The following is a 23,595-nucleotide window of genomic DNA, read 5'->3' on the forward strand; positions in this document are numbered from 1 at the left end:
TCTCCTGACCTCTGACGCCCGCGGGCCGTACTCAGCGAGGCGGCCGGGTCCTGCTACCACCGCACACAATCGCCTCGCATCGTACGGAGGCCGAGGCCTCCGCCCCCGTCGGCGCGCCGTGGCCGCTCTGTGCGATGCGCGACGCGATCTGCCGAGGGACCTGCTCAGAGGTGCAGCCGCGTGGCCAGCTCATGGCGTACCGCGCCGCCGCGGAGAGCCAGCAGCAGCGTCACCACCGCGATGCTGAGGGCGCCGCAGATCGCCGAGGGGATCGGGGTGCCCACCCAGCCCAGCGCCAGGAACACGATCGGGGCGAGGCCCAGCAGCACCGTCAGCCCGCTGTAGACCACGTAGTCCGCCAGCTCCATCCGGATCACCCGCACCGTGATCAGCAGGCCCGCGATCGAGGCGGCGCACACGATCGGCACCACGTAGGTCACCGACCAGCCGGACCACTGCGTGAGGTAGTCCCAGTACACGCTCACCGCCGCCGCCGCGGCCACCAGGTAGACGATGAACTTCGCGAGATTCCGCCGCTTGCTCACCGCCATCAGCACCACCAGCCAGGTGGTCGCGATCCCCAGCCACACCGAGCGCAGCGCGCCGAGGTCCTCGGCATCGCGACGGAACAGCAGCTGGGCGAGGAAGGACAGCAGGATCACGCCCAGCGAGCAGAGCACCAGGACCCGCAGCACGCGGCGGCGCGAGTAGCGCAGCGGGACCGCCGGGTACGGACTCGGCACGACCGCTCCGCGCAGGTCGCCGCCGCACAGGGGGCAGCGCTTCCAGTCGCCCTCGACCCGGAGCGAGCAGTCGGCGCACGCTCTCATGCACCCACCCCCGCGAGCTCCTCCTCGGTGGACCGGGCGGCCGCGAGGGACACCTCGATGCCGGCCCCGGAGAGCAGCCGCGCGAACTCCCGCACGTGGGCCGTCTCCACGAACGGCGAGGTGAACCCGAGGGTCAGCTGCCCGCCGTGGGTGATCGCGCAGAACTGCGGGCGCACCGCGGAGACGAGGAAGAGCATCCGGCCCACATGGTCCTGCGCCGGGCTCGGGAGCGTGACGCGGCCGAGGTTCGAGATCGCGACCGTGAGCGAGCGGTTGTTGGCGTAGTTGATGGCGCTGAGCAGCAGATCCTTGAGCGGCCGCGGCACGATGCGGGCCGGCGGGAAGCGCTCCACCCGGATCAGCCGGCGGAGCCGTCGGCCGAGCGCCTCCTCGGTCGCCTCGGCGCTGAAGGCCTCCTGCAGCCCGCGGGCGACCGCCCCGATCGAGTCGTCGCCCCGCCCGTAGGTGTGCTCGACCCGGATGGTCGCGAAGAAGTTCCGCGCGGAGGTCGAGGGGAAGAACTGTCGCAGGTTGACCGGCACGGAGGCGGCGAACGTCGAGCGCGCGTGCACCCTCGCGTCGGTGCGGCGGATCGCCTCGAAGAACAGCGCGGTGAGGTACATGGTGGGGGCCGCGCCCTCCGCCTTCGCGAGGGCCAGCACGTCGGCGGCCGGCATGCTCAGCTCGAGGGCACGGGTGCGGTGGTCGGGAGTGCGGGAGCCGCGCAGGCGGTGGACCCGCCGACGGCGACCGGACGGGCGCCGGGCTCGCCCCTCGCCCACCGGCCCCTCCTCCCGCGCCGCCTCCTCGACGGTGAGCACCGCCGGGGTCGCCTCCCGGGTGAAGTCCTCCTCGTGCGAGGCGGGGACGGGCTGACGGCGACGGAAGTAGTGGGCGAAGGAGTCCGGGGCCAGCTCGTGCACCTCCTCGACGACCGGGGCCTCCCCGGCGAAGCGCCGACGGGCGTAGGCGCCGAGCAGGTCGGTGAGGAACCACAGCGCGCCGGTGCCGTCGGAGAGGGCATGGAAGACCTCGAGGCCCACGCGGCGACGGTGGTGGACGACCCGGAACAGCAGGGTGCGTCGATCGGGCTGGTAGATCGGGGCGCAGACCTGCTCGGTCTCGGCGACCACCTGGGGCCGCAGGTCGCTGTCCTGGAGGTAGTACCAGAACACTCCGCGCCGCAGCACCGCGTGATAGAGCGGGAAGCGCTCGAAGGTCTCCTCGAGCGCCTCCTGGAGGAGCGCGGGGTCGACCAGGTGATCGAGCTCGGCCCCGAGCCGGAACACCTTGGGGTCCACGTCGCTGCGCGCGGCGGGGAAGATGTTCGAGGCGTTGTCCAGGCGCACCCAGTGACGGCGCTTCACGGCGCGGTGCTCCCGGCCGGTCCGGCGTCGAGGAAGTCGTCGATCACCTCGTAGGCGTCCCGCAGCGGCCGGGCGAAGCGGGGCAGGGTGATGAAGCCGTGCAGGGCCCGCTCGACCCGGTGGGTGCGCACCCGGTTGCCGGCCGCGGCGAGCGCGCCGGCGTAGGCCTCCCCCTCGTCGCACAGCAGGTCGAGCTCGGCCGTGATCACGAGGGTCTCGGGCTGCCCTCCGAGGTCGGTCGCCATCAGCGGGGACACGAGGCGGCTGCGACGCAGCTCCGGGTCCGGGACGTACAGGTCGAGATAGTCGCGGATCTCGGTGGTGGTCAGGCGGTAGTCCTCGCCGTGGCGCCGCACGGACTCGAAGGGTGAGGTCTCGGGGTCGTGATCCCAATGGGTGACGGGGTAGAGCAGGATCTGCCGGCTGGGCACCGGGCGGCCCTGCTCGGCGAGCAGCAGGGAGACCGCGGCGGCGAGGTTCCCGCCCGCGGAGTCGCCGACCAGCACGATGCCGTCGGCGTCGGGGAGCCCGGCGAGCGAGGGGTCCTCGAGCAGGCGCCTGGCCGTGCCGTAGCAGTCCTCGAGACCGGCCGGGAAGGGATGCTCCGGGGCGAGCCGGTAGTCGACCGAGGCCACGCGGCAGCCGGTGAGGTCGGCCATGGTGGCGCAGGCAGGGGTGTAGCTCTCGATGTCGCCGGTGACCCAGCCGCCGCCGTGGAAGAACAGCAGCAGGTCCTCGCGCCGCTGCTCGCGCGGGGTGAACACGCGCACGGGCACGCGCCTGCCGTCGCCGCTGTCGGAGAAGGTGTCCCAGGTGGGGGTGCGGAAGCGGGCCGGCGGCAGGGCCGCCAGCTGCCGCTGCAGCCGCCGCACCTTCGCGTAGTCCTCGCGCACGTCGAAGCGCGCGGCGGGGATCAGGCGCAGCGCCAGTCGCTCCAGCGGGTTCATGGGATGCAGGATAGCCATCACCCCTGGGCAGGCGGTCAGCGCAGGGAGCGCTTCTCCCCGGCGAAGCGCACGGCGGGGTCGGCGTCGGGCCGGCCCTCCCCCATCTCCACCACCCCTCCGATGAGCAGCCGGTGGGTGGCGGCGTCGACGGCCTGGTCGATGCGGAGCGCGAAGTGGGCGAGCGCTCCGGGCAGGATCGCGTCGCCGTCCGCGGTGCGGGTGACCTCGAGGCCGCCGAGCATGCCCTGCAGGGGCGCGCCGGGGGTGCCGAAGCGGTCGGCGAGGTGCTGCTGATCGTCGCTGAGCAGGGTCAGGCACACGTGCCCGGCCTCCTCGACCGCCTCGGCCGCGCGCGACATCCCGTACAGCGCGATGAGCATCGTGGGCGGGTCGTAGGAGAGGTCGAGGTAGGAGTCGACGGTCACCAGCACGTCATGCGGGCCCTGCCGCGTGCTGGCCACCGCGACGCCCACGGCGAGCAGGTCGCTGAGGCGGCGGTACTCGTCCTGGTCGACGGGCACGGCTCAGCGGACCGTGGGGAGCATCCGGGATCGGGCCGAGTCCGAGTCCATGACCTCCTTGCCGAAGGGGAAGCAGGTCACCGGGATCAGCTTGAGGTTCGCCCAGGCCAGCGGGATGCCGATGATGGTGACCGCCTGGGCGATGGCGGTGGCCACATGCCCCAGCGCCAGCCACCAGCCCGCGATGACGAACCAGATCACGTTGCCGAGCGCGCTGCCCGCGCCGCCGCGGCCGGTGTCCACGACCTCGCGGCCGAAGGGCCAGATCACGAAGCCGGCGATGCGGAAGGAGGCGAGGCCGAAGGGGATGGTCACGACGAGGAGGCAGGCGAGGACGCCGGCCAGCACGTAGCCCAGGAAGAGGGCCCAGCCGGCGGTGAGCAGCCAGATGATGTTCAGGATCAGCGAGATCAGGGAGCGCATGGCTCCACCCTAGGCATCGGGTCCGGTGCCCGGGAGGGGGCTGGCCCCCGCAGCGGCCTCCGGTTCCCCGCACCTCGTCGGCGTGCCGTCGGTCGCACTGCGCCCGCCGCGGCGGAATCCGAGGGGACCTGCGGGCGGTCGCCGATTACCCTGGGAGCATGCCTGCTCCCGAGATCGCGCTGACCCAGCGCTTCCAGACCGCCTTCGCCGCCGCCTTCGGGTCCGAGTACGCCGATGCGGACCCGATCATCCGCCCCTCGCAGTTCGCGGACTTCCAGTGCAACGCCGCGATGGGTCTGGCCAAGCGCCTGGGACGGAAGCCGCGCGACATCGCCGCGGAGATCGTCGAGGCCGTCGACCTGAGCGACATCGCCGAGGATCCCGAGATCGCCGGGCCGGGCTTCCTGAACATCCGCCTGCGCACCGACTGGGTGGCGGCGCAGGCCGCCGAGCTGGTGGACCCCGCCGCCGCGCTCGGCGTGCCCGCACCCGAACGGGCCGAGACCGTGGTGCTGGACTACTCGGCGCCGAACGTCGCCAAGGAGATGCACGTCGGCCACCTGCGCACCACCGTGGTGGGCGACTCCATCGCCCGCACCCTGGAGAAGCTCGGCCACACCGTGGTGCGCCAGAACCACATCGGCGACTGGGGCACCCCCTTCGGCATGCTCATCGAGCACCTGCTCGAGGTGGGCGAGGACAGCGCCGAGGCGGATCTGCTGAAGACCGATCCGAACGCCTTCTACCAGGCCGCGCGCGCGACGTTCGACGGCGGCGGCGACTTCGCCGAGCGCGCCCGGAAGCGGGTGGCGACCCTGCAGTCCGGCGACGCCGAATCGCTGCGGATCTGGACCAACCTGGTGGAGCTCTCGAAGCTGTACTTCCACCGCATCTACGACATGCTCGGCGTGACCCTCACCGACGATCACCTCGCCGGCGAGTCCTCGTACAACGACCTGCTCGCCGCGGTCTGCGACGACCTCGAGGCCGCGGGCATCGCCCGGATCTCCGACGGGGCGCTGTGCGTCTTCCCCGAGGGCTTCACCGGCCGTGACGAGCAGCCGCTGCCGCTGATCATCCGCAAGTCCGACGGCGGCTACGGCTACGCCACCACGGACCTCGCCGCGATCCGCCATCGCGTGGGCACGCTCGGAGCGGACCGCATCGGCTACGTGGTCGGCTCGGCGCAGGGCCTGCACTTCCAGATGGTCTTCACCGCTGCCCGCGAGGCCGGCTGGCTGCCTGATGAGGTCCAGGCCGAGCACGTGAAGATCGGCTCCGTGCTCGGCGAGGACGGCAAGATCCTGCGCACCCGCTCCGGCTCCTCGCTGCGGCTCATGGCGCTGCTGGAGGAGGCCGTCGGCACGGCGCGCACCGTCATCGACGACCTGCGCCCCGACCTGCCCGAGGACGAGCGCGCACAGATCGCCCACGACATCGGCATCGGCGGCGTGAAGTACGCGGACCTCTCCACCGCGCACGACTCCGATTACACCTTCGACCTGGACCGCATGCTGGCGCTGACCGGCAACACCGCCCCGTACCTGCAGTACGCGGTGGCGCGGATCCGCTCGATCAGCCGGAAGGCCGCCGCCCAGGGCATCACCGCGGCCGCCGCGCCGCGGATCGAGAACGACGCCGAGCGCGCCCTCGCCCTGCAGCTGCTGGAGTTCGGGCCCACCCTGGTGAGCGTGGGCGCGGAGTTCGAGCCCCACCGGCTGTGCGCCTACCTGTTCTCGCTCGCGCAGGCGTTCACCTCCTTCTACGAGGCCTCCCCGATCCTCAAGGAGTCCGACGAGGAGGTGCGGGCGGGCCGCCTGGCGCTCGCCCAGCTCACCGAGCGGGTGCTCGTCGAGGGTCTCGACGCGCTCGGGGTGAACGCACCGCAGCAGATGTGACCTGAGGCGCACACCGGGGCATTCCGCGGCAATTCGTACACTCCGCCCGGCGTCGTGACCCAAACGTGCCCAGGCGTTACCCAACCGTGCCCCAGGGAGTGGACGAACCCCTGGTCAGCGCGGGAAGCGATTCCTAGGCTTGAGCAGTGCCGCCGTTGCGTTCGATCCACCTCGCGTCGTGGGCGGCGTATGCCCTGGCGGCCCTGCTGAACGTCGGCGCGGTCCTCGCGGACGCGGAGACGCTCCGTCGGCTGACCCAGCCGCTGTTCGCGCCGTTGCTGATGGTGGTGCTCCTGACCGCGGCACCGCACCGCTCGCGCACCACCACGCTGCTGATGGGCGGCCTGCTGTGCGCCTGGGCCGGGGACAGCCTCGGGCAGCTCATCCCGCAGGGCGCGCAGCTGATCGCCGTGGCGGGATTCCTGGCGGCTCTGGCCTTCTACTCGGCGGCGCTGGCTCCGCTGTGGGCGCGCAGCTGGGATGCGATGCGCATCGCGCTGGCGATCCCCTACGGCGCCGTGGTGGTGGGACTGTTCGTGGCCTGCGCCGACGGTGCCGGCCCGCTGCTCGGCGTGGTCGCCGCCTATGCCGTGGCCCTGGCCGTGATGGCCTTCCTCTCGGCGGGAGGGAACGGCCTGACCTGGTCCGGAGGAACGCTGTTCCTGCTGTCGAGCTCGCTGCTCGCGATGGACTGGTTCCTGCCGGGAGCGTCGATCGCGCTCAGCACCGAGCTGGTGATGCTCACCTACACCGTCGGCCACGCCCTGCTCATCGGCGGGATGGTGCGCCTGATGCCGCGGCGCCGCTGGACCGTCTGCGCACCGGGCGCCTCCCTGGTGGTCGTCGAGAGCTGAGAGCCGGGCGCCGCCTGCTCAGCCGGCCGTCGGTCGGAGCGCGCGGGCCAGCAGCTCGGCCTGCTCGCGGTGCACCCGCTCGATGTCCTCGCCCTTGCGCGGGATCAGCTGCAGGCCCAGCCGGCCGCTGATCTCCCGGTAGTGCAGATCCGCGCCGTTCTCCTCGAGCTGGAGCTTCGCCACCCGCACCTCGGAGAGGAACAGGTCGCGCATCCCGACGCTGAGATGGATGGGCGGCAGCCCCTCGAGGCTCGCATTGATCGGGGAGAGGTCCGGATCGTCCAGCGGGGTGCGCCCGGCGTAGCGGCGAGCGGCATCGCGCAGCAGGCGCCGCTCGTGGACGGGATCGACCTGGTCCGTCTCGGTGATCCCGGCGTTGGAGAGCTCGAGGTCCAGCCACGGCGACATGGCGATCAGCGCCGACGGGGCCGGGATGCCCTCCTGCTCGCGCAGCCGCCGCGCGACGACGAAGGCGAGGCCGCCGCCGGAATGCTGCCCGGACAGCACCCAGGGCCGGCCCTCCAGCCGGCCGTCGGCCGCGAGGGCGCCGAGCGCCGCCTCGACGTCGTCCCGGCCCACGGGGTGCTGGTGGTCGGGGGCGTTGCGGTAGTCGATCATCAGCCCCGCGCAGCCGAGGGCGTCGACCTGCCGTGAGAGCCAGGCCCAGTCGCTCGCGAAGGGGCCGGAGACGTAGGCGCCTCCGTGGAGATGGATGATGATGCCGTTCTCGGCGCGATGCTCGTCGAGCCAGATCGACCGGGTGCGTCCGATCATCTCGTGCTCGATCGCATGCGTCTTCTGCACGTGCCCGGGAGGCATGGGGCTGCGCGCCTCGCGCAGCGCCTGATGGGTCAGCGTCGAGGGGATCGGGATGCGCCTCACGGCCCGAGCCCCCGTCACCACGGCATCCTTGAACCGACCCATCACTGCCTCCTGTCCACGACCCCTGCGGATCGCCTCGCTGGCGGATGCGTCCAGCCTAACGAATCCTGCTGGGCGCCACGTCCACGGCAGGGGCGGGCGTCCCGGTAGCCTTCGGGCATGTCCTCCTCCGCTGCCCCTGATGCCGTCCTGCCCTCCGAGTCCGTCGTGCTCGAGGGCCCTCTGCTGGTCCTCGTCGCGATGCCGGAGGAGGCCGCTCCCCTGACCGCGCGCCTCGAGGCGGCGCAGCAGCTGGAGACCCCCTTCGCCGTGGGCGTCGCCGCGACGCGCGGGACGCTCGCAGGGACCGACGCGGTGGTGGTCACCACCGGGATCGGCATCGCCGCCGCCTCCGCCGCGGCGACCTGGGCGATCCTCACGACCTCGCCCGGCCTGGTGGTCGCCGCCGGCTCCTGCGGCGGGCTCGCGGCCGACGTCGAGGTGGGCACGCTGATCGTCGGCGAGACCTTCACGTACTCCATCGCCGACGCCACCGCCTTCGGCTACGCCCCCGGCCAGGTGCCCGGCGGGCCCGAGCGCTTCACGGCACGGGCCGCCTGGGTCGATGCGGCCGAGCAGGCGGCGCTGCGGGCCGAGGCGCGCAGCGGCGGCCACGGCGTGCGCCGCGGGCTGATGCTCTCCGGCGACGCCTTCGTCACCGCAGAGATCGCCGCCCCCATGAGGGAGCGGTTCCCGGCCGCGCTCAGCGCCGACATGGAGACCACCGCGAGCGCCCGCACCGCCGAGGCGCTCGGCGTCCCCTTCGTCGCGCTGCGCGCCGTCTCGGACCTGTGCGGCCCGGCCGCGGGCCAGCAGTTCCACCTCGAGCTGGAGGTCGTCGCCGAGACCTCGGCCGCCGCCGTCGAGCAGCTCGCCGGAGCCCGGCCCCTCTGATGTGACGGCGCCGAGCACGTTACGGTGGGGGCCCGTGACCTGATCCCTCTCCGAAAGAAGAGCCGTGTCCTCATCGAAGGCCCAGCCGCCGCCCTCCTCCTCGACGGCTGCGCAGACCGCGCCGGACGGCAGTCCTGCGCCTCCTGTCGCTCCCCGGTACTCCCTGTCGAAGCCCGTATTCCTGGTCTCCGCCGGGATCATCCTGCTCGCGGTGCTGTTCGCCTTGCTCCTGCCGGATGCGTTCAACGCCGCGATCTCGACCCTGAACACCACGGTCGTGAACTCGATCGGCTGGTACTACGTCCTGGTCGTCACCGCGTTCGTGTTCTTCGCGATCGTCATCGCGGCCAGCAGGATGGGCCAGATCAAGCTCGGCAAGGACGATGACGAGCCCGAGTTCAGCATGTTCTCCTGGTTCGCGATGCTCTTCGCCGCCGGCATGGGCATCGGACTGGTCTTCTGGGGGGCGGCCGAGCCGCTGACCTTCTACAGCGAGGCCGGAGCCCCGCCGAACGCCGCGGGGCTCGCGGACCCGGACCGCGCCGAGCGCGCGCTGGGCCAGACCTTCCTGCACTGGGGCCTGCACGCCTGGGGCATCTACGTGATCGTCGGCCTCGCCGTCGCCTACGCCGTGCACCGCAAGGACCGCCCGGTCTCGATCCGCTGGGCACTCGAGCCGATCCTGGGCAAGCGCACCGACACCTGGATCGGTGACGTCATCGACATCATCGCCCTGGTGGGCACCCTGTTCGGCATCGCCACCTCGCTCGGCTTCGGCGTCAACCAGATCGCCGCGGGCCTCGACCACCTCGGGGTGCTGCCCAACTCGACCGCGGTGCAGGTCATCATCATCCTCGTGGTGACGGCCCTGGCCACCCTCTCGGCCGCGAGCGGCGTCGACAAGGGCATCAAGATCCTGTCGAACCTGAACATGGGCCTGGCCGCGCTCCTGCTGCTCACCGTGCTGATCCTCGGCCCGACCCTCTTCCTGCTGCGCGACGTGGTCTCCAACATCGGTTACTACCTGCAGAACTTCCTGCAGCTGTCCTTCCAGACCCTGCCGTTCCGCGGCGAGGAGGGTGCGACCTGGATCAGCAGCTGGACCACCTTCTACTGGGGCTGGTGGATCTCCTGGTCGCCCTTCGTCGGCGTCTTCATCGCCCGCATCTCCAAGGGCCGCACCGTCCGTGAGTTCATCACCGGCGTGCTGCTGGTCCCCACCGCGCTGACCTTCCTGTGGTTCACCGTCATGGGCGGCACCGCCCTGTACGAGTCGGTCATCAAGGGCGTCGACTTCACCGGCGGCACCGGGGAGATCGACCCCAACACCGCACTGTTCGACACCTTCGCCCACCTCCCCGCGGGGGCGCTGCTGTCCGGCATCGCCGTCATCCTGGTGTCGATCTTCTTCATCACCAGCGCCGACTCGGGAGCGTTCGTGATGGACATGATCGCCCACAAGGGCGACCCGAACCCGCCCCGGCTGACCCGCATCTTCTGGGCCTCCGCCTCCGGGGTCATCGCCGCCTCCCTGATCTGGGTGAGCTCGCTGTCCGCCGACGGGGACTCGGGCATGGAGGGCCTGCAGGCGCTCGCCCTGCTCTCCGCCCTGCCGTTCTCCGTGGTGATGATCGGCATGGCCATCTCGCTGTGGCGCTCGCTGAGCCGGGAGGTCATGGTCATCGAGAGGCTCGAGCGGCGCCTCCGCCAGCGGGAGTTCATGGAGCGCTACTCCGACCAGCTCACCGACGAGGTCAGCGGCCGGGTCGAGGACCGGTTCGCCGAGCAGGTCGAGGCGCAGGTCTCCGAGCACCTGTCGACCTACACGGGCGAGGTCCCGATCCTCCCCGCCGACGGCGGCGACTCCGCTCCCGGAGGGCGGGGCGGCCGCCGACGCCTCCCGCGCAACCCGTTCAGCCGGGACTCCTGATCGCCGATCCGGTCCGAGGCGGGTCGGCCCCGTGCCGGGTCAGCGCGAGGCGACGTGCAGGATCTCCCGGCCGTCGACAAGGGCGCGGACGTTGGCGGAGATCCGCTCGTCCGCGCCGACGGGGCGCCCGCCTGCCGCATGCGGCGTGATCAGCAGGCGCGGCGCGTCCCACAGCGGGTCGTCCGCGGGCAGCGGCTCCGGGTCGGTGACGTCCAGGGCGGCGCCGCCGATGGTGCCCGCCTCGAGCGCCTCGCGCAGGGCGGTCTGATCCACGGTCGCGCCACGGCCCACGTTCACCACCAGCGCGTGGTCCGGCAGCGCCGCGAGGGCCTCGCGGCCGATGGCCCCGGCGGTCGCCTCGGAGGCGGGCAGGATGTCGATGAGCACGTCGACCTCGGGCAGCGCGGCGAGCACGTCGCCGTCGGCGATGACCTCGAAGCCCGCGCGGGTGCCGGCGCTGCGGGCCGCGCCGCGCACCTCGGCGCCGAGCGCCCGCAGGGTCGGGGCGAGGGTCTGGCCGATCTGGCCGAAGCCCCAGATCAGCACCCGGGCGCCGATCAGCGTGGTGATCCGGCCCTCGGGGTGCAGCGGCTGCAGCCCGCCGATCTCGGTGGACCATTCGCTGCGCCGCTGCGCCTCGAGGCTCTCGGGCAGGCGGCGCACCAGGCTCAGCAGGAGGGCGAGGGCGTGCTCGCTCACGGTGAGCGAGTGCAGACCGGCGCCGGTGGCGATCGCCACCCGCTCGTCGAAGCCGGCCGCGAGCATGCCCTCGACGCCGGCCGAGAGCGACTGCACCAGCCGGAGCTGTCCCAGGTTCTCGGCGGCGGAAGCGAGATGACGGCGGGAGGCGCCCCACACCACCAGCGCCTCGGCGTCGTGGTGCTCGGCGGGGATCTCCTCGCGGCAGTCGATGGTCACCGCCTCCCAGCCGGACGGCAGAGCGGGGTTCAGCGGAACGGTGTCGGGCAGCAGGATCTTCATCCCTCCAGAGTACGGAGGAGAGCGCCCTCCCGGCGGTCGCATCGACCCCTGGACTCCACCGAAAGTCCCTGTTCTGCCCGGAGGCCTGTCCGATAGCCTGCCCGCATGCGTCCCGGCCTCGCCCCCGTCCCGTCCGGACCGACCAGCTGGCTGCGGGGTGCCGCGACCGCGGTGCGCGCCGCGACCAGGATCGTCGGCCGACGCGACCGGCGCACGCACCGCTCCGCGATCACGGCCCCGCTGGACACCGGCGGCTTCCTCGGCGCCTCGGTGGCCGGCTGGATCTCGACCTCCCCGAGCATGCTGCCGCGCACCTGGTGGATGTGGGCGGTGAACATCGGGCTGTCCGAGATCTACGGCTACGCCACCGGCGCGCTTGCGGGGCGCGTGGTGCGGCGCGTGGGCCGCGAGATCGGCCTGCAGGTCCACATCGCTCCCGACCACCGCCACCGGGCGCGCTGGATAGGCGGCGCGGCGCTGGTGGGCATCTCCACCTACTCCTGGGTGCGCGGGGTGCTGCGCCAGCGGGAGATCAGCCGGCTCGTCCAGGAGGAGCCCCGCCCCCTCTCCACCCATGCGGTGGGCTCGGCGGCCGGGATCGGGGCGTTCCTGCTCGCTCTCGGCATCGCCCGCTCCACCATCGAGACCACCCGGCTGTACCGGGCGCTGCTGCGGCCCTACCTCCCCCGGCGCCTGGTCACGGTGCTCTCGCTGCTGCTGACCGCCGCGACCGTGGCGATCATCGCCGATCGCCTGATCCGGGGCCGGGTGCTCGAGGCGATGATCGAGCGGGCCGACGCCGCGAACCGGCTGATCTCGCCGGACATCTCCCGACCCACCTCCTCGCTGCGCTCCGGCGGGCCGCAGTCGCTGGAGACCTGGCAGTCCCTCGGCGCCCCGGGCCGCAAGATCGTCTCCGGCGGTGCGCGTCGGGAGCAGATCTCCCGGGCCGTCGGCCGTGAGGCGCTCGACCCGATCCGCGTCTACGCCGCGAAGTCGGGCACCCGCACCCTCGAGGACACGGTGGAGGCGGTGGTGGCGGAGCTGGACCGCACCGGGGCCTGGGACCGCGAGGTGCTGGTGCTGTTCACCGGAACCGGCACCGGCTGGCTGCAGGAGTGGTCCCTGTCCGCGATCGAGTTCCTCACCGCCGGGAACTGCGCCACGGCGTCGATCCAGTACTCGTACTACCCCAGCCCCCTCACCTATCTCATCGACCGCCGCTCACCGCAGCGGGCCGGGCGGCTGCTTCTCGAGGCCGTGCGCCGACGCCTCGACCATCTGCCCGCCGACCGCCGACCGGCCCTGTACGTCGCCGGGGAGTCGCTGGGATCCTTCGGCGGCCAGGCCGCCTTCCGGGACGTGCCCGAGATGCTCTCCACCATCGACGGCGCGGTGTGGACCGGCACCCCCAGCTTCACCCCGCTGTGGCAGCAGCTCACCGCGCGCTCCCGCCCCGGCTCCCCCGCCGTGGCCCCGGTGATCGACGCCGGGCGCCATATCCGCGTGGTCACCCGGCCGCGGGACCTGCATCGCAATTACTGGGGCGGGCTCTACGAGCAGTGGCGGCATCCGCGGGTGGTCTACGCCCAGCACCCCTCGGATCCGGTGGTGTGGTTCGACCTCTCCCTGCTGTGGCGGGAGCCGGCGTGGCTGCAGCAGCGGGTGGGCCATGACGTCACCCCGGCGATGCACTGGGTCCCGTGGATCACCTTCTGGCAGATCGCGGCGGACATGCCGCTGTCCATCGGCGTCACCGGCGGGCACGGCCACTCGTACCACGAGGAGATGGTGCCGATCTGGGCCGCGGTGCTGGGGCAGGACGTGCCCGAGGGCGGTCAGCGCGAGCATGGGGAACGGCTGCGCGGCATCGTCCGGGCGATCCGGGAGAGCCACCCGAAGGGGTGATCCCCCGGCGAGGCCTCAGGGGTTCGGGCCGACGGCGACGGGCCGGGTCGTATCCGTGCTCCACTGCGACCAGGAGCCGGGGAAGAGCCGAAGGCGGGTGAAGCCGGCGCTCTCGAGGGCCAGCAGGTCATGGGTCGCGGTGACCCCGGAGCCGCAGTACACGATCGTCTCGCGGTCCTCGCGCACGCCGGCGGCCTCGAAGCGGGCCCGCAGCTCGACCGGGTCCATGAAGCGGCCCTCGGCGTCGAGGTTCCCGACATAGGGCAGGTTCACGGCGCCGGGGATGTGGCCGGCACGGGGATCGATCGGCTCGACCTCGCCGCGGTAGCGCTCCGGGGCGCGGGCATCGACCACCAGCGACTGCCCGGCGGCGACCTCGTCGGCGCTCGCGAGTCGCTCGACGGGCCAGTCACGGGCCGCGACGTCCCCCGGTGCCGGGAGCACGTCCTCCGTCTCCAGCGGGCCGTCCCAGGCGCTCAGACCGCCGTTGAGCAGCGCGGCCCGGTGGCCGAGCGCGCGCAGCATCCAGACCAGGCGCCCCGCCTGGGCGCCGTCGCCGTCGTCGTAGGCGACGACCGTGGAGCCCTCGGTGACCCCGGCCCGGCGGAGCGATGCCGCGAAGGTCTCGGGATCGGGCAGGGGGTGGCGGCCCGCCTCCGGGCGGGCGGGGGCGGCGAGCTCGGTGTCGAGGTCGACGTACACCGCGCCGGGCAGGTGCCCGGCGAGATACGTGCTGTGCCCCTTGGACCCGTCGAGCGCCCAGCGGACGTCGAGCAGGTGCGGCGAGCGGGCGCCGGGCGCGGGATCCTCGAGCAGGGCGTGCAGCGCGGAGGCGTCGAGGAGCGGCGGCAGATCGGGCGGGGTGGGCCGGTCGTGAGCGGTCATGCCCGAAGCCTAGAGGGTCAGGCCTTCACCTGGAGGTCCACCCGGACCAGTCGGTGGTCCGAGGTGGGGAACGGGAAGGTGCCGGTCAGCTCGCTGCCGGGGTGACCGGTCTGCGGCCAGTACACCGCCGAGGAGACGACCTGGAGCGACGTGGCGGGCAGGACGTAGTCCACGCGCAGGTTTCCCGGGGAGGGATCGTCGTTGAAGTCGGCGGTGTCCAGACGGGGATCGCCGGAGTGCTTCAGGTTCGCGCCGCCCTGGGCCTTGGACGCCTCCACGGCGCCCTCGCTGGCGGGCTTGGTGTCCTGCACGCGGGGGTGGCCGAGCAGCTGATCGATCGCGCCGGGCCACGAGTCGCCGTCGAGGGGGTCGGAGTTCATGTCGCCGAGGATCACGAACTGCTCGCGAGCGGCGAGGCCGCCGCGGAGGCCGGCGTCGTCCACGATCCACTTCGAGCGCCGGCCGGGGCTCAGGTAGTCCGACCAGAGCCGGATCTCGTCGCTGTTGCGGCGCTGGTTGCGCTTCTCGGGACCGTCGAAGCTGGGCGGGGTGGGATGGGCGGCGAGGATGTGCACGATGCCCGCGCCGACGCTCACCGGCACGTCCCAGTGGGACTTCGAGCTCAGGCGGAGCTCGGGCGAGATCTCCTCACCGTAGAACTCGGTGGGCAGCAGGTTGCTGGGCATGTCCGCCCAGCGCAGGTTCTGGAAGGTGCGCACCTGCTCGGTGAGGATCGGGTGGCGCGACAGGACGACCATCCCGTACTGGCCGGGGAACTGGCCGAAGCCCCAGGCGTCGTCGGGCCCGCCGACGGTGCCGTCCCGGTTGAGGTCGTGGCCGCTGGGCACACCGGTGTTCACCGGGGCCGTGAAGGCGTGCGGGTAGAAGACCGGGCTCTTCCCGTTCTGGGAGACCTCGAGGTACTTCGTGCGGAACAGGTCGACTCCGCGGCCGTCCGCGTCGTGGTCGAACTCGTTGATCAGCAGGATGTCGGGGTTGTTGATCTGGATGACCTCGGCGACCGCGCGGATCTGCGCGTCCTCGCCGGTGGCCAGGTCCTCCAGCAGCTGACCCTCCTGCTCCCGGTTCAGGGAGGCGTTGAAGGTGGCGACCCGCAGGTTCTCGAAGCCCCCGCGGTGGCGCGCCGGGGCGGGAGCGGCGTCGGCGGCGGCGGCGGGCAGGCCGAATCCGGCCGCGGCGGCGGCGAGTGCTCGACGGCGGGTCACACGAGGAGTCATGCCTCCTATTGTGCACTGTCCTGCTCGCCGGCCGCACGGCGGTGTGGACGACGGATGACAGACTGCACGCATGAGAATCGCTTTCCTCGGCACCGGCCGCATGGGCACCGAGCTCGCCCTGCACCTGATCCCCGACCACCAGCTGACCGTGTGGAACCGCACCGCGGACCGCACCCGCCGCCTCGCCGAGGCCGGGGCGGAGGTCGCCGGCACCGCCGCCGAGGCCGTCGCCGGGGCGGACCTCGTGGTCACCTCCCTGTTCGGGCCCGACGCGGTGCGGGAGAGCATCCTCGGCCCCGCGCTGATCCCTGCCGGCACCCCCTGGGTGGACACCACCACCGTCTCTCCCGCGGATGCCGACGAGTTCGCCGCCGCGGTACCCACCTACGTGGGAGTGCCGGTGGTCGGCTCGCTGGGACCGGCCCGCAACGGCGCGCTCGGCGTCTACGTCGGCACGCCCGACGAGGGCCTGCGCACGCAGGTGCTCGAGCTGGTCGCCCCGTGGGCGGACCCGGAGCGGCTGCGCGGCGTGGACTCGGGACGCAAGGCCGCCGTCGGGAAGCTGCTGGCGAACCTCGCCCTCGCGGTCAGCGCGCAGGGCCTGCGCGAGGCGCTCGCGCTCGGCGAGGCGACCGGCACCTCCGCGGAGGACACCCTGGACATGCTCGGCGGGACCGGTCTCGCGTTCCTCGCCGGGATGAAGGGGCCGTTCGTGCGCGGCGAGCGCAGCACCGAGGGCGGCGACTTCACCGCGAACGCGATCGCGAAGGACGCGCACCTCATGATCGACACCGTCGGCGACGGAGCCCGTCCCGGCAGCGACCTCCCCGCCCTGCGCGGCGCGCTCGCCTCCCTCGAGGCGGAGATCGGCGCCGGCCACGGCGAGGACGACTTCTCCACGATCCTGCTCGAGCAGGCCGCGCGGACCGGGGAATAGGTCAGGGCGGTCAGTCCGTCGGCAGCGCCGCGGCGCTCAGCACGGCGCGCGCGGTGGCGCGGGGGTCCTCGGCGATCGGGACCGTGAGGTCCTCGACCCCGGCGGCGTCGAGGATCGTGGTGAGCTCGTCGAAGCGCTCCAGGTGCCAGGCCAGCATCCCCGCATCGAGCTCGTGGCGGCGGCGGAGCCGCGAGCGCACCAGCTCGCGCGGCCCGGTGAGCCGCACGACGGTCAGCGGGGCGCCCATCGCCTCCTCGTACCGATCTCGGCGCCGCCTCTCCTCGATGACACCCGCCCCGACCAGCACCTGCGCGCCCGCCTCGCGGTAGTTGCGGGCCACGTCGCTCAGGTTCGCGAGCTCGATGGCGGTGTTGAAGCGATCCCCCGGCGGGGAGGGCCAGCCGCGACGGATCGCGTCGAGGTCGATCACGGCGCCGGGCACGCCGCGCTCGGCGAGCTCGTCCCCGATCGCGTCGATCGTGGTGGTCTTGCCGACGCCCACCGCGCCGATGAGCAGGAGCGCCCGGCAGCCCGGGGCCGCGCTCATCGCAGGTCCTCGAGCACGCCCGCGGCGGCCTGCCGGCCGGAGAACAGGCAGCCGCCGAGGAAGGTGCCCTCCAGCGCGTTGTGGCCGTGCACCCCGCCGCCGCCGAAGCCGCTCGCCTCCCCCGCCGCATACAGCCCGGGCAGGGCGCCCTCCCCCGCGGCGGCCTGCACACGGCCTCCGAGGTCCGTCTCGAGCCCGCCGAGGGTCTTGCGCAGCAGCACGTGCAGGCGCACCGCGATCAGCGGGCCGGCCTTCGGGTCCAGCAGGGCGTGCGGGGCGGCGGTGCGGATCAGCCGGTCACCCACGTACTTCCGTGCCCCGCGCAGCGCCGTGATCTGGTTGTCCTTGGTGAAGGGGTTCAGGATCTCCGCGTCGCGGGCGCGCACCGTGCGCTCGAGCGCCCGGGCGTCGATGAGCTCCTCGCCGGTCAGCGCGTTCATCTGCGCCGCCAGCTCGGGCACGGAGCCCGCCTGGAGGAAGTCCTCGCCGTGGTCGAGGAAGGCCTGCACGGGTCCCGGCGCGCCGGGCCTGACCCGGCCCAGCACCTGCTTCCAGTCCCGGCCGGTGAGGTCCGGGTTCTGCTCGCTGCCGGAGAGCGCGAACTCCTTCTCGATGATCTTCCGGGTCAGCACGAACCACGAGTGGTCGTGCCCCGTGGTGCGCAGGTGGCGCAGCGTCGAGAGGGTGTCGAAGCCGGGAAGGGCCGGGGCGGGCAGACGTCGGCCGAGGGCGTCGATCCAGAGCGAGGAGGGGCCGGGCAGGATGCGGATGCCGTGACCGCGCCAGACCGGGTCCCAGTTGCGGATCCCCTCGGTGTAGTGCCACATCCGGTCCTGATGGATCCAGCGGGCCCCGGCGCGCTGCGCGGCCAGCATGCCCGCTCCGTCGACGCTCGCGGGCACCCCGTGCACGAAGCTCTCCGGCATGGTGCCGAGCTCCGCGGGCCACAGCCGACGCACCAGCTCCTCGTTGCCGCCGATGCCGCCGGTGGCGACGACCACCGCCGCGGCGCGCTCGGTGAACTCCCCGACCACCTCGTCGCTCCCGCCGACGCCGCGCGCTGACCGGCAGGGCGCCAGCTCGTCGCCGTGCACCCCGGTCACGCGGCCGTCCTCGACGAGCAGCTCGCGGACGGCGCAGCGGGTGCGCAGGCGGATGCGTCCCGCCTCGCGGTGGGCGGCGAGCTTCCTCGCGAAGGGCTCGACGATCCCCGGCCCCGTCCCCCAGGTGATGTGGAAGCGCGGCACCGAGTTGCCGTGCCCCTCGGCGCGGCCGTCCCCCCGCTCGGCCCAGCCGACCACGGGGAAGGTGCGGTGGCCGAGACCGTGCAGCCACTCGCGCTTCTCCCCCGCCGCGAACTGCAGGTACGCCTCGGCCCAGCGGCGCGGCCAGTGGTCCTCGGGGCTGTCGAAGGCGGCCGAGCCCAGCCAGTCCTGCCGGGCGAGGTCGAGGCTGTCGCGGATCCCCAGGCGGCGCTGCTCCGGGGAGTCGACGAGGAACAGGCCCCCGAAGCTCCACCAGGCCTGCCCGCCGAGGTCCTGCTCGCCCTCCCGCTCCAGCAGCAGCACCCGGCGGCCGCCGTCGGCGATCTCCGTCGCCGCGACCAGGCCGGCGAGACCCGCCCCGATGACGATGACCTCGGCGGTCCCGCCCGCCACGTCAGTCGACCTTGATCCGGTGGACGCGCTCGAGGTGGTCGGTGCTGTTGCGACCGCTCATGGAACGGCTCTTCTGACGGTTGTTCACGCCCACCTTGCGATCGCCGGAGCTGAGGTTGCCCACGGCGACCTCGGTCTCCTTCTCGAACTGGTGGCGCTTGTCGGTGTTGCGGTAGTAGCGGTAGATGCCGCCGTAGACCGCGATGAACACCGCGGGACCCGCGATGAACGGGATCGCGAGAGCGCCGCCGCCGGAGTCGGAGTCCGCCAGCAGGAGCGCGGTCGTCGGATCGGCGGAGAGCTCAGCGAGCAGCGGCAGCATGGCGGCCTCCTGGCAGGTGCGGATGATCGGGGGTCATGGGTCCGTCTCCTCAGAAGAAGTAGCTGCCGAAGCCGACGAGCGCACCGATCACCGCGGCGACGGTGCCGGCGGCGCAGGCCACGGCGAAGATCTTCGGATGGGACACCGGGACGGAGCCCATGGTGTTGCCGTTGCGGGCGTTGACCGCGATGTAGTGCACGAGGGAGTCCTGGCCCTTGGCGGAGTCGGCGTAGCTGTACAGCCACACCGGCACGTACACCGCGACCCAGCGGGTGCCCCGCACGGCCACACCCTCCCGCTCCCAGCGCACGCCGCGGTCGTAGCCGCTGATGGTGGGGAGCACCTTCGCCCGGGCGATCGCCAGGAACCTGTCCTCCACCTCGTCGTCCACGTCGCGCACGTTGAGGTCGCGACGCTCCGAGGTGAAGTTCTTGAGGTAGTTGGAGTTGTAGGCGACGGCGTTCTCGGTGTCGTACGGCTGCACGGCGTTCAGGATGTTGTTCGTGGCCCGCTGGTTGTCCTTCGCGTCGTAGCGGGCGGCGGACTCGACGGTGAGGTCGTCCACCAGCAGGTCGAAGGCCCGCTGGATGGAGTAGACGTCCGCGTCGTAATAGGTCTCGGTGCGCTTGTTGTCGCCGCTGCCGGTGGTCACCGTGTACTGCCTCGTGGTGACCTCGCCGCTGCCCTGCAGCAGGGCGTGCATGTTGCCGTCCACCACCAGGTACGGGATGTACACGCCCATGACGTTCTCGGGGACGTACTCCTGCTTGAAGCGGCCGTCGGCGAAGGTGCGGCGCTTCGCGGTGAAGGCGTCGATGCGCTCGATCGCCTCCTCGCGGGTCAGCTGGAAGGGCAGCACCGCATCGGGCACAGCGCCGTTGGGGATCTGCGAGTTGATCGAGAGGGTCTGACGGCACCAGTGGCAGCGGGCCTGCAGCTCCTGGGCGACGTTGACGACCACCTCGGCGCCGCAGCCCTGGCACTTCAGGGTCATGGTGGTGAGGTCGTCGCGGACGTCCGAGGTGCCCGAGGCCATGGTGTGGCCGCGCAGCTCCGCGATCGAGGAGTCCAGCCCGAAGGCCTGCTCCGCGTTCTCCTCGTTCCATGTGTGGCGGCAGTAGGAGCAGACCAGCGCCTTCGCGGTGAGCGAGTACTGGATCTCCGAGCTGCCGCAGCGGGGGCACTTGTTCAGCCCGTCCGCACGGGCCGAGCTGGTGTCGATGATCCGGTTCGTCGCGTGCCGCCGGGCGGCCTCGTCGGCGCCGGCGACCGCCTCCGGGTCGAGCTGCTGCGGAGGCTGCTGGCCGGGAGGACCGGCGGGCGGGACCGGCCCGGCGGGCCGCTGGGGCTCGCCGGGCTGGTCCGGACGGGCCCACTCCGGGCCCTGAGGGGGAATGCTCATCGCGCTGAGGGCGCCGGGTCAGAGACCGAGCGCGGCCTTCTTCGCCGCGTCGTAGTCCGCCTCGCTGATCAGGCCCTGATCCAGCATCTGCTTGTACTGGGCGAGCTTGGCGACCGGGTCCTCCTGCGCCGGGGCGGCCTGTTGCGGCGCCGCCTCCTGCTGGGGAGCCTGGCCCTGCTGGGGCCCGCCCTGCTGGCCCGGCGGGGACCAGGGCTGGGCCGGGTTGACCATGCCGCCGGCCGCGCCCATGCCCGCACCGAACATCGCCAGCCCCGCGCCGCCGCCGTTCTCGCCTGCGGCCTGCACGCCGCGCGCCGCGGCCTGGTTCATGAAGGACTGCGAGCGGGGGCCGGAGAGGGCGTCGGCCTTCTGGACGTCCTTGAGCAGCTCACGGGTGTGCTCGTCGTACTCGATCGAGACGATCGCGGTCTTCACGATCGCGAGGCCACGGTCGCTGGACCAGCGGTACCCCTCCTCCACGGCGGCGGAGAGGGACTGGGCGAAGCCCACCGAGTCGCCCTGGATGCGGGAGATGCGGTTGCCCTTGTCGGGATCGTTCGTGTAGCGGGAGAAGGCCTGGGCCAGGGAGCCGACGACCTCCTGGAACAGCTGGGCGCCGGCCTTGTTGTCGACGTCGGCGAAGTCGAACACCGGGGCGTTCGCGGAGATGAAGGTGGCCGGCACGAAGTTGTGCACGAACAGCAGGGGGTCGATGATCCGCAGCGTGTAGGAGCCGCGGCACACGGCGCCCACCTGCGAGTTCAGGTAGGCATCGTCCCAGTAGATCTCCGACTGGGTGCCGAAGCGGTTGTCCGGGATCTCCTTGAGGCTCACGTAGAAGGCGAGCTGCTGAGAGGTGGGGCGGCCGCCGAACTTGAAGCGCTCCCACGAGGTGCCCACGGTCGAGGCGAGGAGGTCGTCCCCGGCGAAGACGGAGCGAGCGTCCGGCGAGGAGTCGGTGAACTCGTAGCCGCCGGCCTCCGTGATCAGGCCGGTGGCGCGGCCGTCGACCACGGTGATCAGGCCGTATCCCTGGGGCACGAGGATCTTCGAGCCGTTGGAGATGACGTTCTCGCTGCCGCGGGTGTTGGAGCCGCGACCGGCGTTGGTGCCCTGGGGCACGGCCGGGAACAGGGCTGCCGTCTGCGGCAGGCCGTTCGGGACGGTGAGGAAGTCCTTCCACTGGTCGGCGAGCATGCCCCCGACAGCGCCCTTGAATGCCTGGATGAATCCCATGTCAGCTCCTTCGTTCCCCCGTGACGGTGTGATCGGGGACATGCTATCGGCCCCTGCCGGGAGCTGGCTGGGTTCGCGCCGACTACGGTCTGACCATATGGATGCCCGGCGACTCCTGGCTGCGGCGGACCGCCATCAGGTCGCGCTGTACCTCCTCGCGCTCGCGGCCGGGATCTCCCTGGGCGCGGCCGTGCCGGCCGTGGCGGGAGGGCTCGAGATCGTCGTGGAGCCCGCCATCGCGGTGCTCCTGCTGGTGACCTTCCTCGGGGTGCCGCTGCTGCAGCTCGGCGCGGCCCTGCGCGACGCACGCCTCCTGCTGGCGCTGCTCGCGGTGAACCTGGTGGCGGTCCCGCTGATCGTCCTGGTGATCACGCGCCCGCTCGCCGGCTCCCCCGATCTGCTGGTCGGCGCGCTGCTGGTGCTGCTCGCGCCGTGCATCGACTACGTCATCGTCTTCACCGCGCTCGCGGGCGGCGCCCATCAGCGCCTGCTCGCCGCGACCCCGCTGCTCATGCTGGGCCAGCTGCTCGCCCTGCCGGTGCTGGTGCCGCTGCTGAGCGGCGGCGCGGCGGCCGGGCTGATCGAGGCGGGGCCGTTCCTGCGCGCCTTCGGACTGCTCATCGTGCTGCCCCTCCTGGGCGCCGCCCTGCTGCAGCGCCTCGCGCCGCGGCTGGACCTCTCCGCCGCGATGGCGCCGCTGATGATGCTCGTGCTCCTGGCCGTCACGGCCTCGCAGACCCCTCGGGTGCTCGGCGCCGGGCCCGCCCTGCTCGTGCTGGTCCCCGTCTACGTCGGGTTCCTCGTGCTCGCGACGGCCGCCGGGATCCTCGTCTCCCGCCTCGCGCACCTCGAGACGGCGTCCGCCCGCGCGGTGACCTTCTCCGGCGCGACCCGCAACTCCCTCGTGGTGCTGCCGCTGGCCCTCGCGATGCCTTCCGCGCTGGCGCCCGCCGCCGTGGTGCTGCAGACCCTGGTGGAGCTGGTGGGGATGGTGGTGCTCGTGAGGCTGGTGCCGCGGCTGCTCAGGGACGGGTCGCGACCACCAGCACCGCGGTGACCGGGAACGCGAGCCGGCCGTCGGCCCCGACATAGGTGCTCCACCGCTCCCGCGCCGCGTCCTCGATCCGCGCCCGCACCTCCGGGCTCTGCGCGCGATGGAGTCGGCCCGGGCCCGCGATGCCGGCGGCGATGCCCGCCATCAGGTCGTCGGCCGCGACGTGCCAGGTCCAGCCGATCTCGCCCGCTCGGACGACCTCCAGCCCCGCTTCGAGCGCGAGCCCGGCGAGCCCGTCGGCCGAGCGCGCGAAGTCCAGCTCCGGCGGAAGGTCCTGCCGTGGGACGGGGACGGCGCCGCAGGCCCGTGCGGCCTCGCCGTAGGCGGCCAGGTGCGGGCCGGGGGTGCTCGGCCAGATGGTCATCGCGAGGGGGGCCGACGGGGCCGCGGCCCGGGCGAGGTCCCGCACCGCGGCCCGCGGATCCGGCACGTGGTTCACCACGAAGTTCGCGGTCACGGCGCCGGCCGCGCCGTCGTCGACGGGCAGTCCCGGCGCGCCCGCCTGCCGCACGGTGAGCGAGCCGGGGCCCGGAGCGCCGGCCGAACGGCTCAGCGCGACCATGTCAGGGTCGGGATCGACGGCGAGGACCCGTCGGCCCTCCGCCACGGCCGCACGGGCCAGCTCGCCGGTCCCGCAGCCCACGTCGAGGTGCAGGCCCTCACCGGCCGTCGCCGCGAGCAGTTCGGGGATCGCCCCCGCGCAGAGCGCCGCGAAGGACTCTCGGTACGCCTCCGCCATGCCCGCCCAGCTGCTCATGCCCCCACTGTGCCAGGTCCCTTGCGCACCATCGTCCCGCGCGGCAGGATGACGGCGACCGGACACCCTTCTGCACAGGAGCTGA

22 protein-coding genes are annotated in these 23,595 nt (G+C 72.8%); 7 read left to right on the forward strand and 15 right to left on the reverse strand.

Annotated elements, in window-relative coordinates:
- Positions 1 to 164: 164 nt before the first annotated feature.
- The 5 genes from CFK41_RS13600 to CFK41_RS13620 are packed head-to-tail and all read right to left on the reverse strand — an operon-like array spanning position 165 to position 4,088.
- Positions 165 to 830: a DUF6320 domain-containing protein gene (locus tag CFK41_RS13600; protein WP_096800152.1), complete on the reverse strand. Its 666-nt coding sequence runs from the start codon at positions 828 to 830 to the stop codon at positions 165 to 167.
- Complete coding sequence (locus CFK41_RS13605) at positions 827 to 2,197, reverse strand: alcohol acetyltransferase (RefSeq protein WP_096800153.1); 1,371 nt, start codon at positions 2,195 to 2,197, stop codon at positions 827 to 829. The genes CFK41_RS13600 and CFK41_RS13605 overlap by 4 nt, the downstream gene beginning before the upstream one ends.
- The gene (locus tag CFK41_RS13610; protein WP_096801092.1) at positions 2,194 to 3,144 is read right to left on the reverse strand and encodes an alpha/beta hydrolase; all 951 of its coding nucleotides are present in this window, start codon (positions 3,142 to 3,144) and stop codon (positions 2,194 to 2,196) included. The genes CFK41_RS13605 and CFK41_RS13610 overlap by 4 nt, the downstream gene beginning before the upstream one ends.
- Positions 3,145 to 3,179: 35 nt before the next feature.
- Positions 3,180 to 3,665 carry a flavin reductase family protein gene (locus tag CFK41_RS13615; protein ID WP_096800154.1) on the reverse strand — a complete coding sequence of 162 codons (486 nt, stop codon included), beginning with the start codon at positions 3,663 to 3,665 and terminating at the stop codon, positions 3,180 to 3,182.
- A gap of 3 nt (positions 3,666 to 3,668) precedes the next feature.
- Positions 3,669 to 4,088, reverse strand: a complete 420-nt coding sequence (locus CFK41_RS13620) for a YccF domain-containing protein (protein WP_096800155.1) — start codon at positions 4,086 to 4,088, stop codon at positions 3,669 to 3,671.
- Positions 4,089 to 4,246: 158 nt separating this feature from the next.
- Here CFK41_RS13620 and argS point away from each other — a divergent pair, with 158 nt between their 5' ends.
- Both argS and CFK41_RS13630 read left to right on the forward strand, forming a co-directional pair.
- Positions 4,247 to 5,986 carry an arginine--tRNA ligase gene (argS, locus tag CFK41_RS13625; RefSeq protein WP_096800156.1) on the forward strand — a complete coding sequence of 580 codons (1,740 nt, stop codon included), beginning with the start codon at positions 4,247 to 4,249 and terminating at the stop codon, positions 5,984 to 5,986.
- Between the two features lie 146 nt (positions 5,987 to 6,132).
- Positions 6,133 to 6,840: a lysoplasmalogenase family protein gene (locus CFK41_RS13630; protein WP_096800157.1), complete on the forward strand. Its 708-nt coding sequence runs from the start codon at positions 6,133 to 6,135 to the stop codon at positions 6,838 to 6,840.
- A gap of 18 nt (positions 6,841 to 6,858) precedes the next feature.
- On the opposite strand, the gene CFK41_RS13635 is transcribed toward CFK41_RS13630, so the two are convergent.
- Positions 6,859 to 7,764: an alpha/beta hydrolase fold domain-containing protein gene (locus CFK41_RS13635; RefSeq protein ID WP_096800158.1), complete on the reverse strand. Its 906-nt coding sequence runs from the start codon at positions 7,762 to 7,764 to the stop codon at positions 6,859 to 6,861.
- Positions 7,765 to 7,881: 117 nt separating this feature from the next.
- Between CFK41_RS13635 and mtnN the strand changes: the two genes are divergently transcribed.
- Both mtnN and CFK41_RS13645 read left to right on the forward strand, forming a co-directional pair.
- Positions 7,882 to 8,655 carry a 5'-methylthioadenosine/S-adenosylhomocysteine nucleosidase gene (gene mtnN / locus CFK41_RS13640; protein ID WP_096800159.1) on the forward strand — a complete coding sequence of 258 codons (774 nt, stop codon included), beginning with the start codon at positions 7,882 to 7,884 and terminating at the stop codon, positions 8,653 to 8,655.
- A 64-nt stretch (positions 8,656 to 8,719) separates the two neighbouring features.
- Positions 8,720 to 10,585 carry a BCCT family transporter gene (locus tag CFK41_RS13645; protein WP_096800160.1) on the forward strand — a complete coding sequence of 622 codons (1,866 nt, stop codon included), beginning with the start codon at positions 8,720 to 8,722 and terminating at the stop codon, positions 10,583 to 10,585.
- A gap of 39 nt (positions 10,586 to 10,624) precedes the next feature.
- On the opposite strand, the gene CFK41_RS13650 is transcribed toward CFK41_RS13645, so the two are convergent.
- Positions 10,625 to 11,566 (reverse strand): phosphoglycerate dehydrogenase, encoded by a 942-nt coding sequence (locus tag CFK41_RS13650; protein ID WP_096800161.1) that lies wholly within the window; start codon positions 11,564 to 11,566, stop codon positions 10,625 to 10,627.
- A 105-nt stretch (positions 11,567 to 11,671) separates the two neighbouring features.
- Between CFK41_RS13650 and CFK41_RS13655 the strand changes: the two genes are divergently transcribed.
- A complete protein-coding gene (locus CFK41_RS13655) occupies positions 11,672 to 13,474 on the forward strand; it encodes an alpha/beta hydrolase (RefSeq protein WP_096800162.1) in 1,803 nt (600 codons plus the stop codon).
- A gap of 15 nt (positions 13,475 to 13,489) precedes the next feature.
- Here CFK41_RS13655 and CFK41_RS13660 read toward each other — a convergent pair whose 3' ends face one another.
- A complete protein-coding gene (locus CFK41_RS13660; RefSeq protein WP_096800163.1) occupies positions 13,490 to 14,359 on the reverse strand; it encodes a sulfurtransferase in 870 nt (289 codons plus the stop codon).
- A gap of 17 nt (positions 14,360 to 14,376) precedes the next feature.
- The gene (locus CFK41_RS13665; RefSeq protein ID WP_151904759.1) at positions 14,377 to 15,597 is read right to left on the reverse strand and encodes an endonuclease/exonuclease/phosphatase family protein; all 1,221 of its coding nucleotides are present in this window, start codon (positions 15,595 to 15,597) and stop codon (positions 14,377 to 14,379) included.
- Positions 15,598 to 15,667: 70 nt separating this feature from the next.
- Here CFK41_RS13665 and CFK41_RS13670 point away from each other — a divergent pair, with 70 nt between their 5' ends.
- Positions 15,668 to 16,534, forward strand: a complete 867-nt coding sequence (locus CFK41_RS13670) for an NAD(P)-dependent oxidoreductase (protein ID WP_096800165.1) — start codon at positions 15,668 to 15,670, stop codon at positions 16,532 to 16,534.
- A 10-nt stretch (positions 16,535 to 16,544) separates the two neighbouring features.
- Here the strand turns inward: CFK41_RS13670 and CFK41_RS13675 are convergent, their stop codons facing one another.
- Genes CFK41_RS13675 through CFK41_RS13695 form a run of 5 tightly spaced genes read right to left on the reverse strand, consistent with a single transcriptional unit; the run spans position 16,545 to position 21,699 of the window.
- Positions 16,545 to 17,081, reverse strand: coding sequence for an AAA family ATPase (locus CFK41_RS13675; protein ID WP_096800166.1), 537 nt, complete (start codon positions 17,079 to 17,081; stop codon positions 16,545 to 16,547).
- On the reverse strand, positions 17,078 to 18,739 hold the full coding sequence (locus CFK41_RS13680; protein ID WP_096800167.1) for an FAD-binding dehydrogenase: 1,662 nt from the start codon (positions 18,737 to 18,739) through the stop codon (positions 17,078 to 17,080). Before CFK41_RS13680 ends, CFK41_RS13675 begins: the two co-directional genes overlap by 4 nt.
- Before the next feature lies 1 nt (position 18,740).
- Positions 18,741 to 19,061: a hypothetical protein gene (locus CFK41_RS13685; protein WP_096800168.1), complete on the reverse strand. Its 321-nt coding sequence runs from the start codon at positions 19,059 to 19,061 to the stop codon at positions 18,741 to 18,743.
- Positions 19,062 to 19,110: 49 nt separating this feature from the next.
- A complete protein-coding gene (locus CFK41_RS13690) occupies positions 19,111 to 20,463 on the reverse strand; it encodes a TFIIB-type zinc ribbon-containing protein (RefSeq protein ID WP_227873086.1) in 1,353 nt (450 codons plus the stop codon).
- Positions 20,464 to 20,481: 18 nt separating this feature from the next.
- A complete protein-coding gene (locus CFK41_RS13695; RefSeq protein WP_096800169.1) occupies positions 20,482 to 21,699 on the reverse strand; it encodes an SPFH domain-containing protein in 1,218 nt (405 codons plus the stop codon).
- 97 nt (positions 21,700 to 21,796) lie between these two features.
- On the opposite strand from CFK41_RS13695, the gene CFK41_RS13700 reads away from it, so the two are divergent.
- On the forward strand, positions 21,797 to 22,756 hold the full coding sequence (locus CFK41_RS13700) for an arsenic resistance protein (RefSeq protein ID WP_096800170.1): 960 nt from the start codon (positions 21,797 to 21,799) through the stop codon (positions 22,754 to 22,756).
- On the opposite strand, the gene CFK41_RS13705 is transcribed toward CFK41_RS13700, so the two are convergent.
- Positions 22,722 to 23,510: a class I SAM-dependent methyltransferase gene (locus CFK41_RS13705; protein WP_096800171.1), complete on the reverse strand. Its 789-nt coding sequence runs from the start codon at positions 23,508 to 23,510 to the stop codon at positions 22,722 to 22,724. The genes CFK41_RS13700 and CFK41_RS13705 overlap by 35 nt on opposite strands.
- Positions 23,511 to 23,595: the final 85 nt, after the last annotated feature.

Origin of the sequence: Brachybacterium ginsengisoli (assembly GCF_002407065.1) — a bacterium.
In the GTDB taxonomy this organism is placed as follows: Bacteria; Actinomycetota; Actinomycetes; order Actinomycetales; family Dermabacteraceae; genus Brachybacterium; species Brachybacterium ginsengisoli.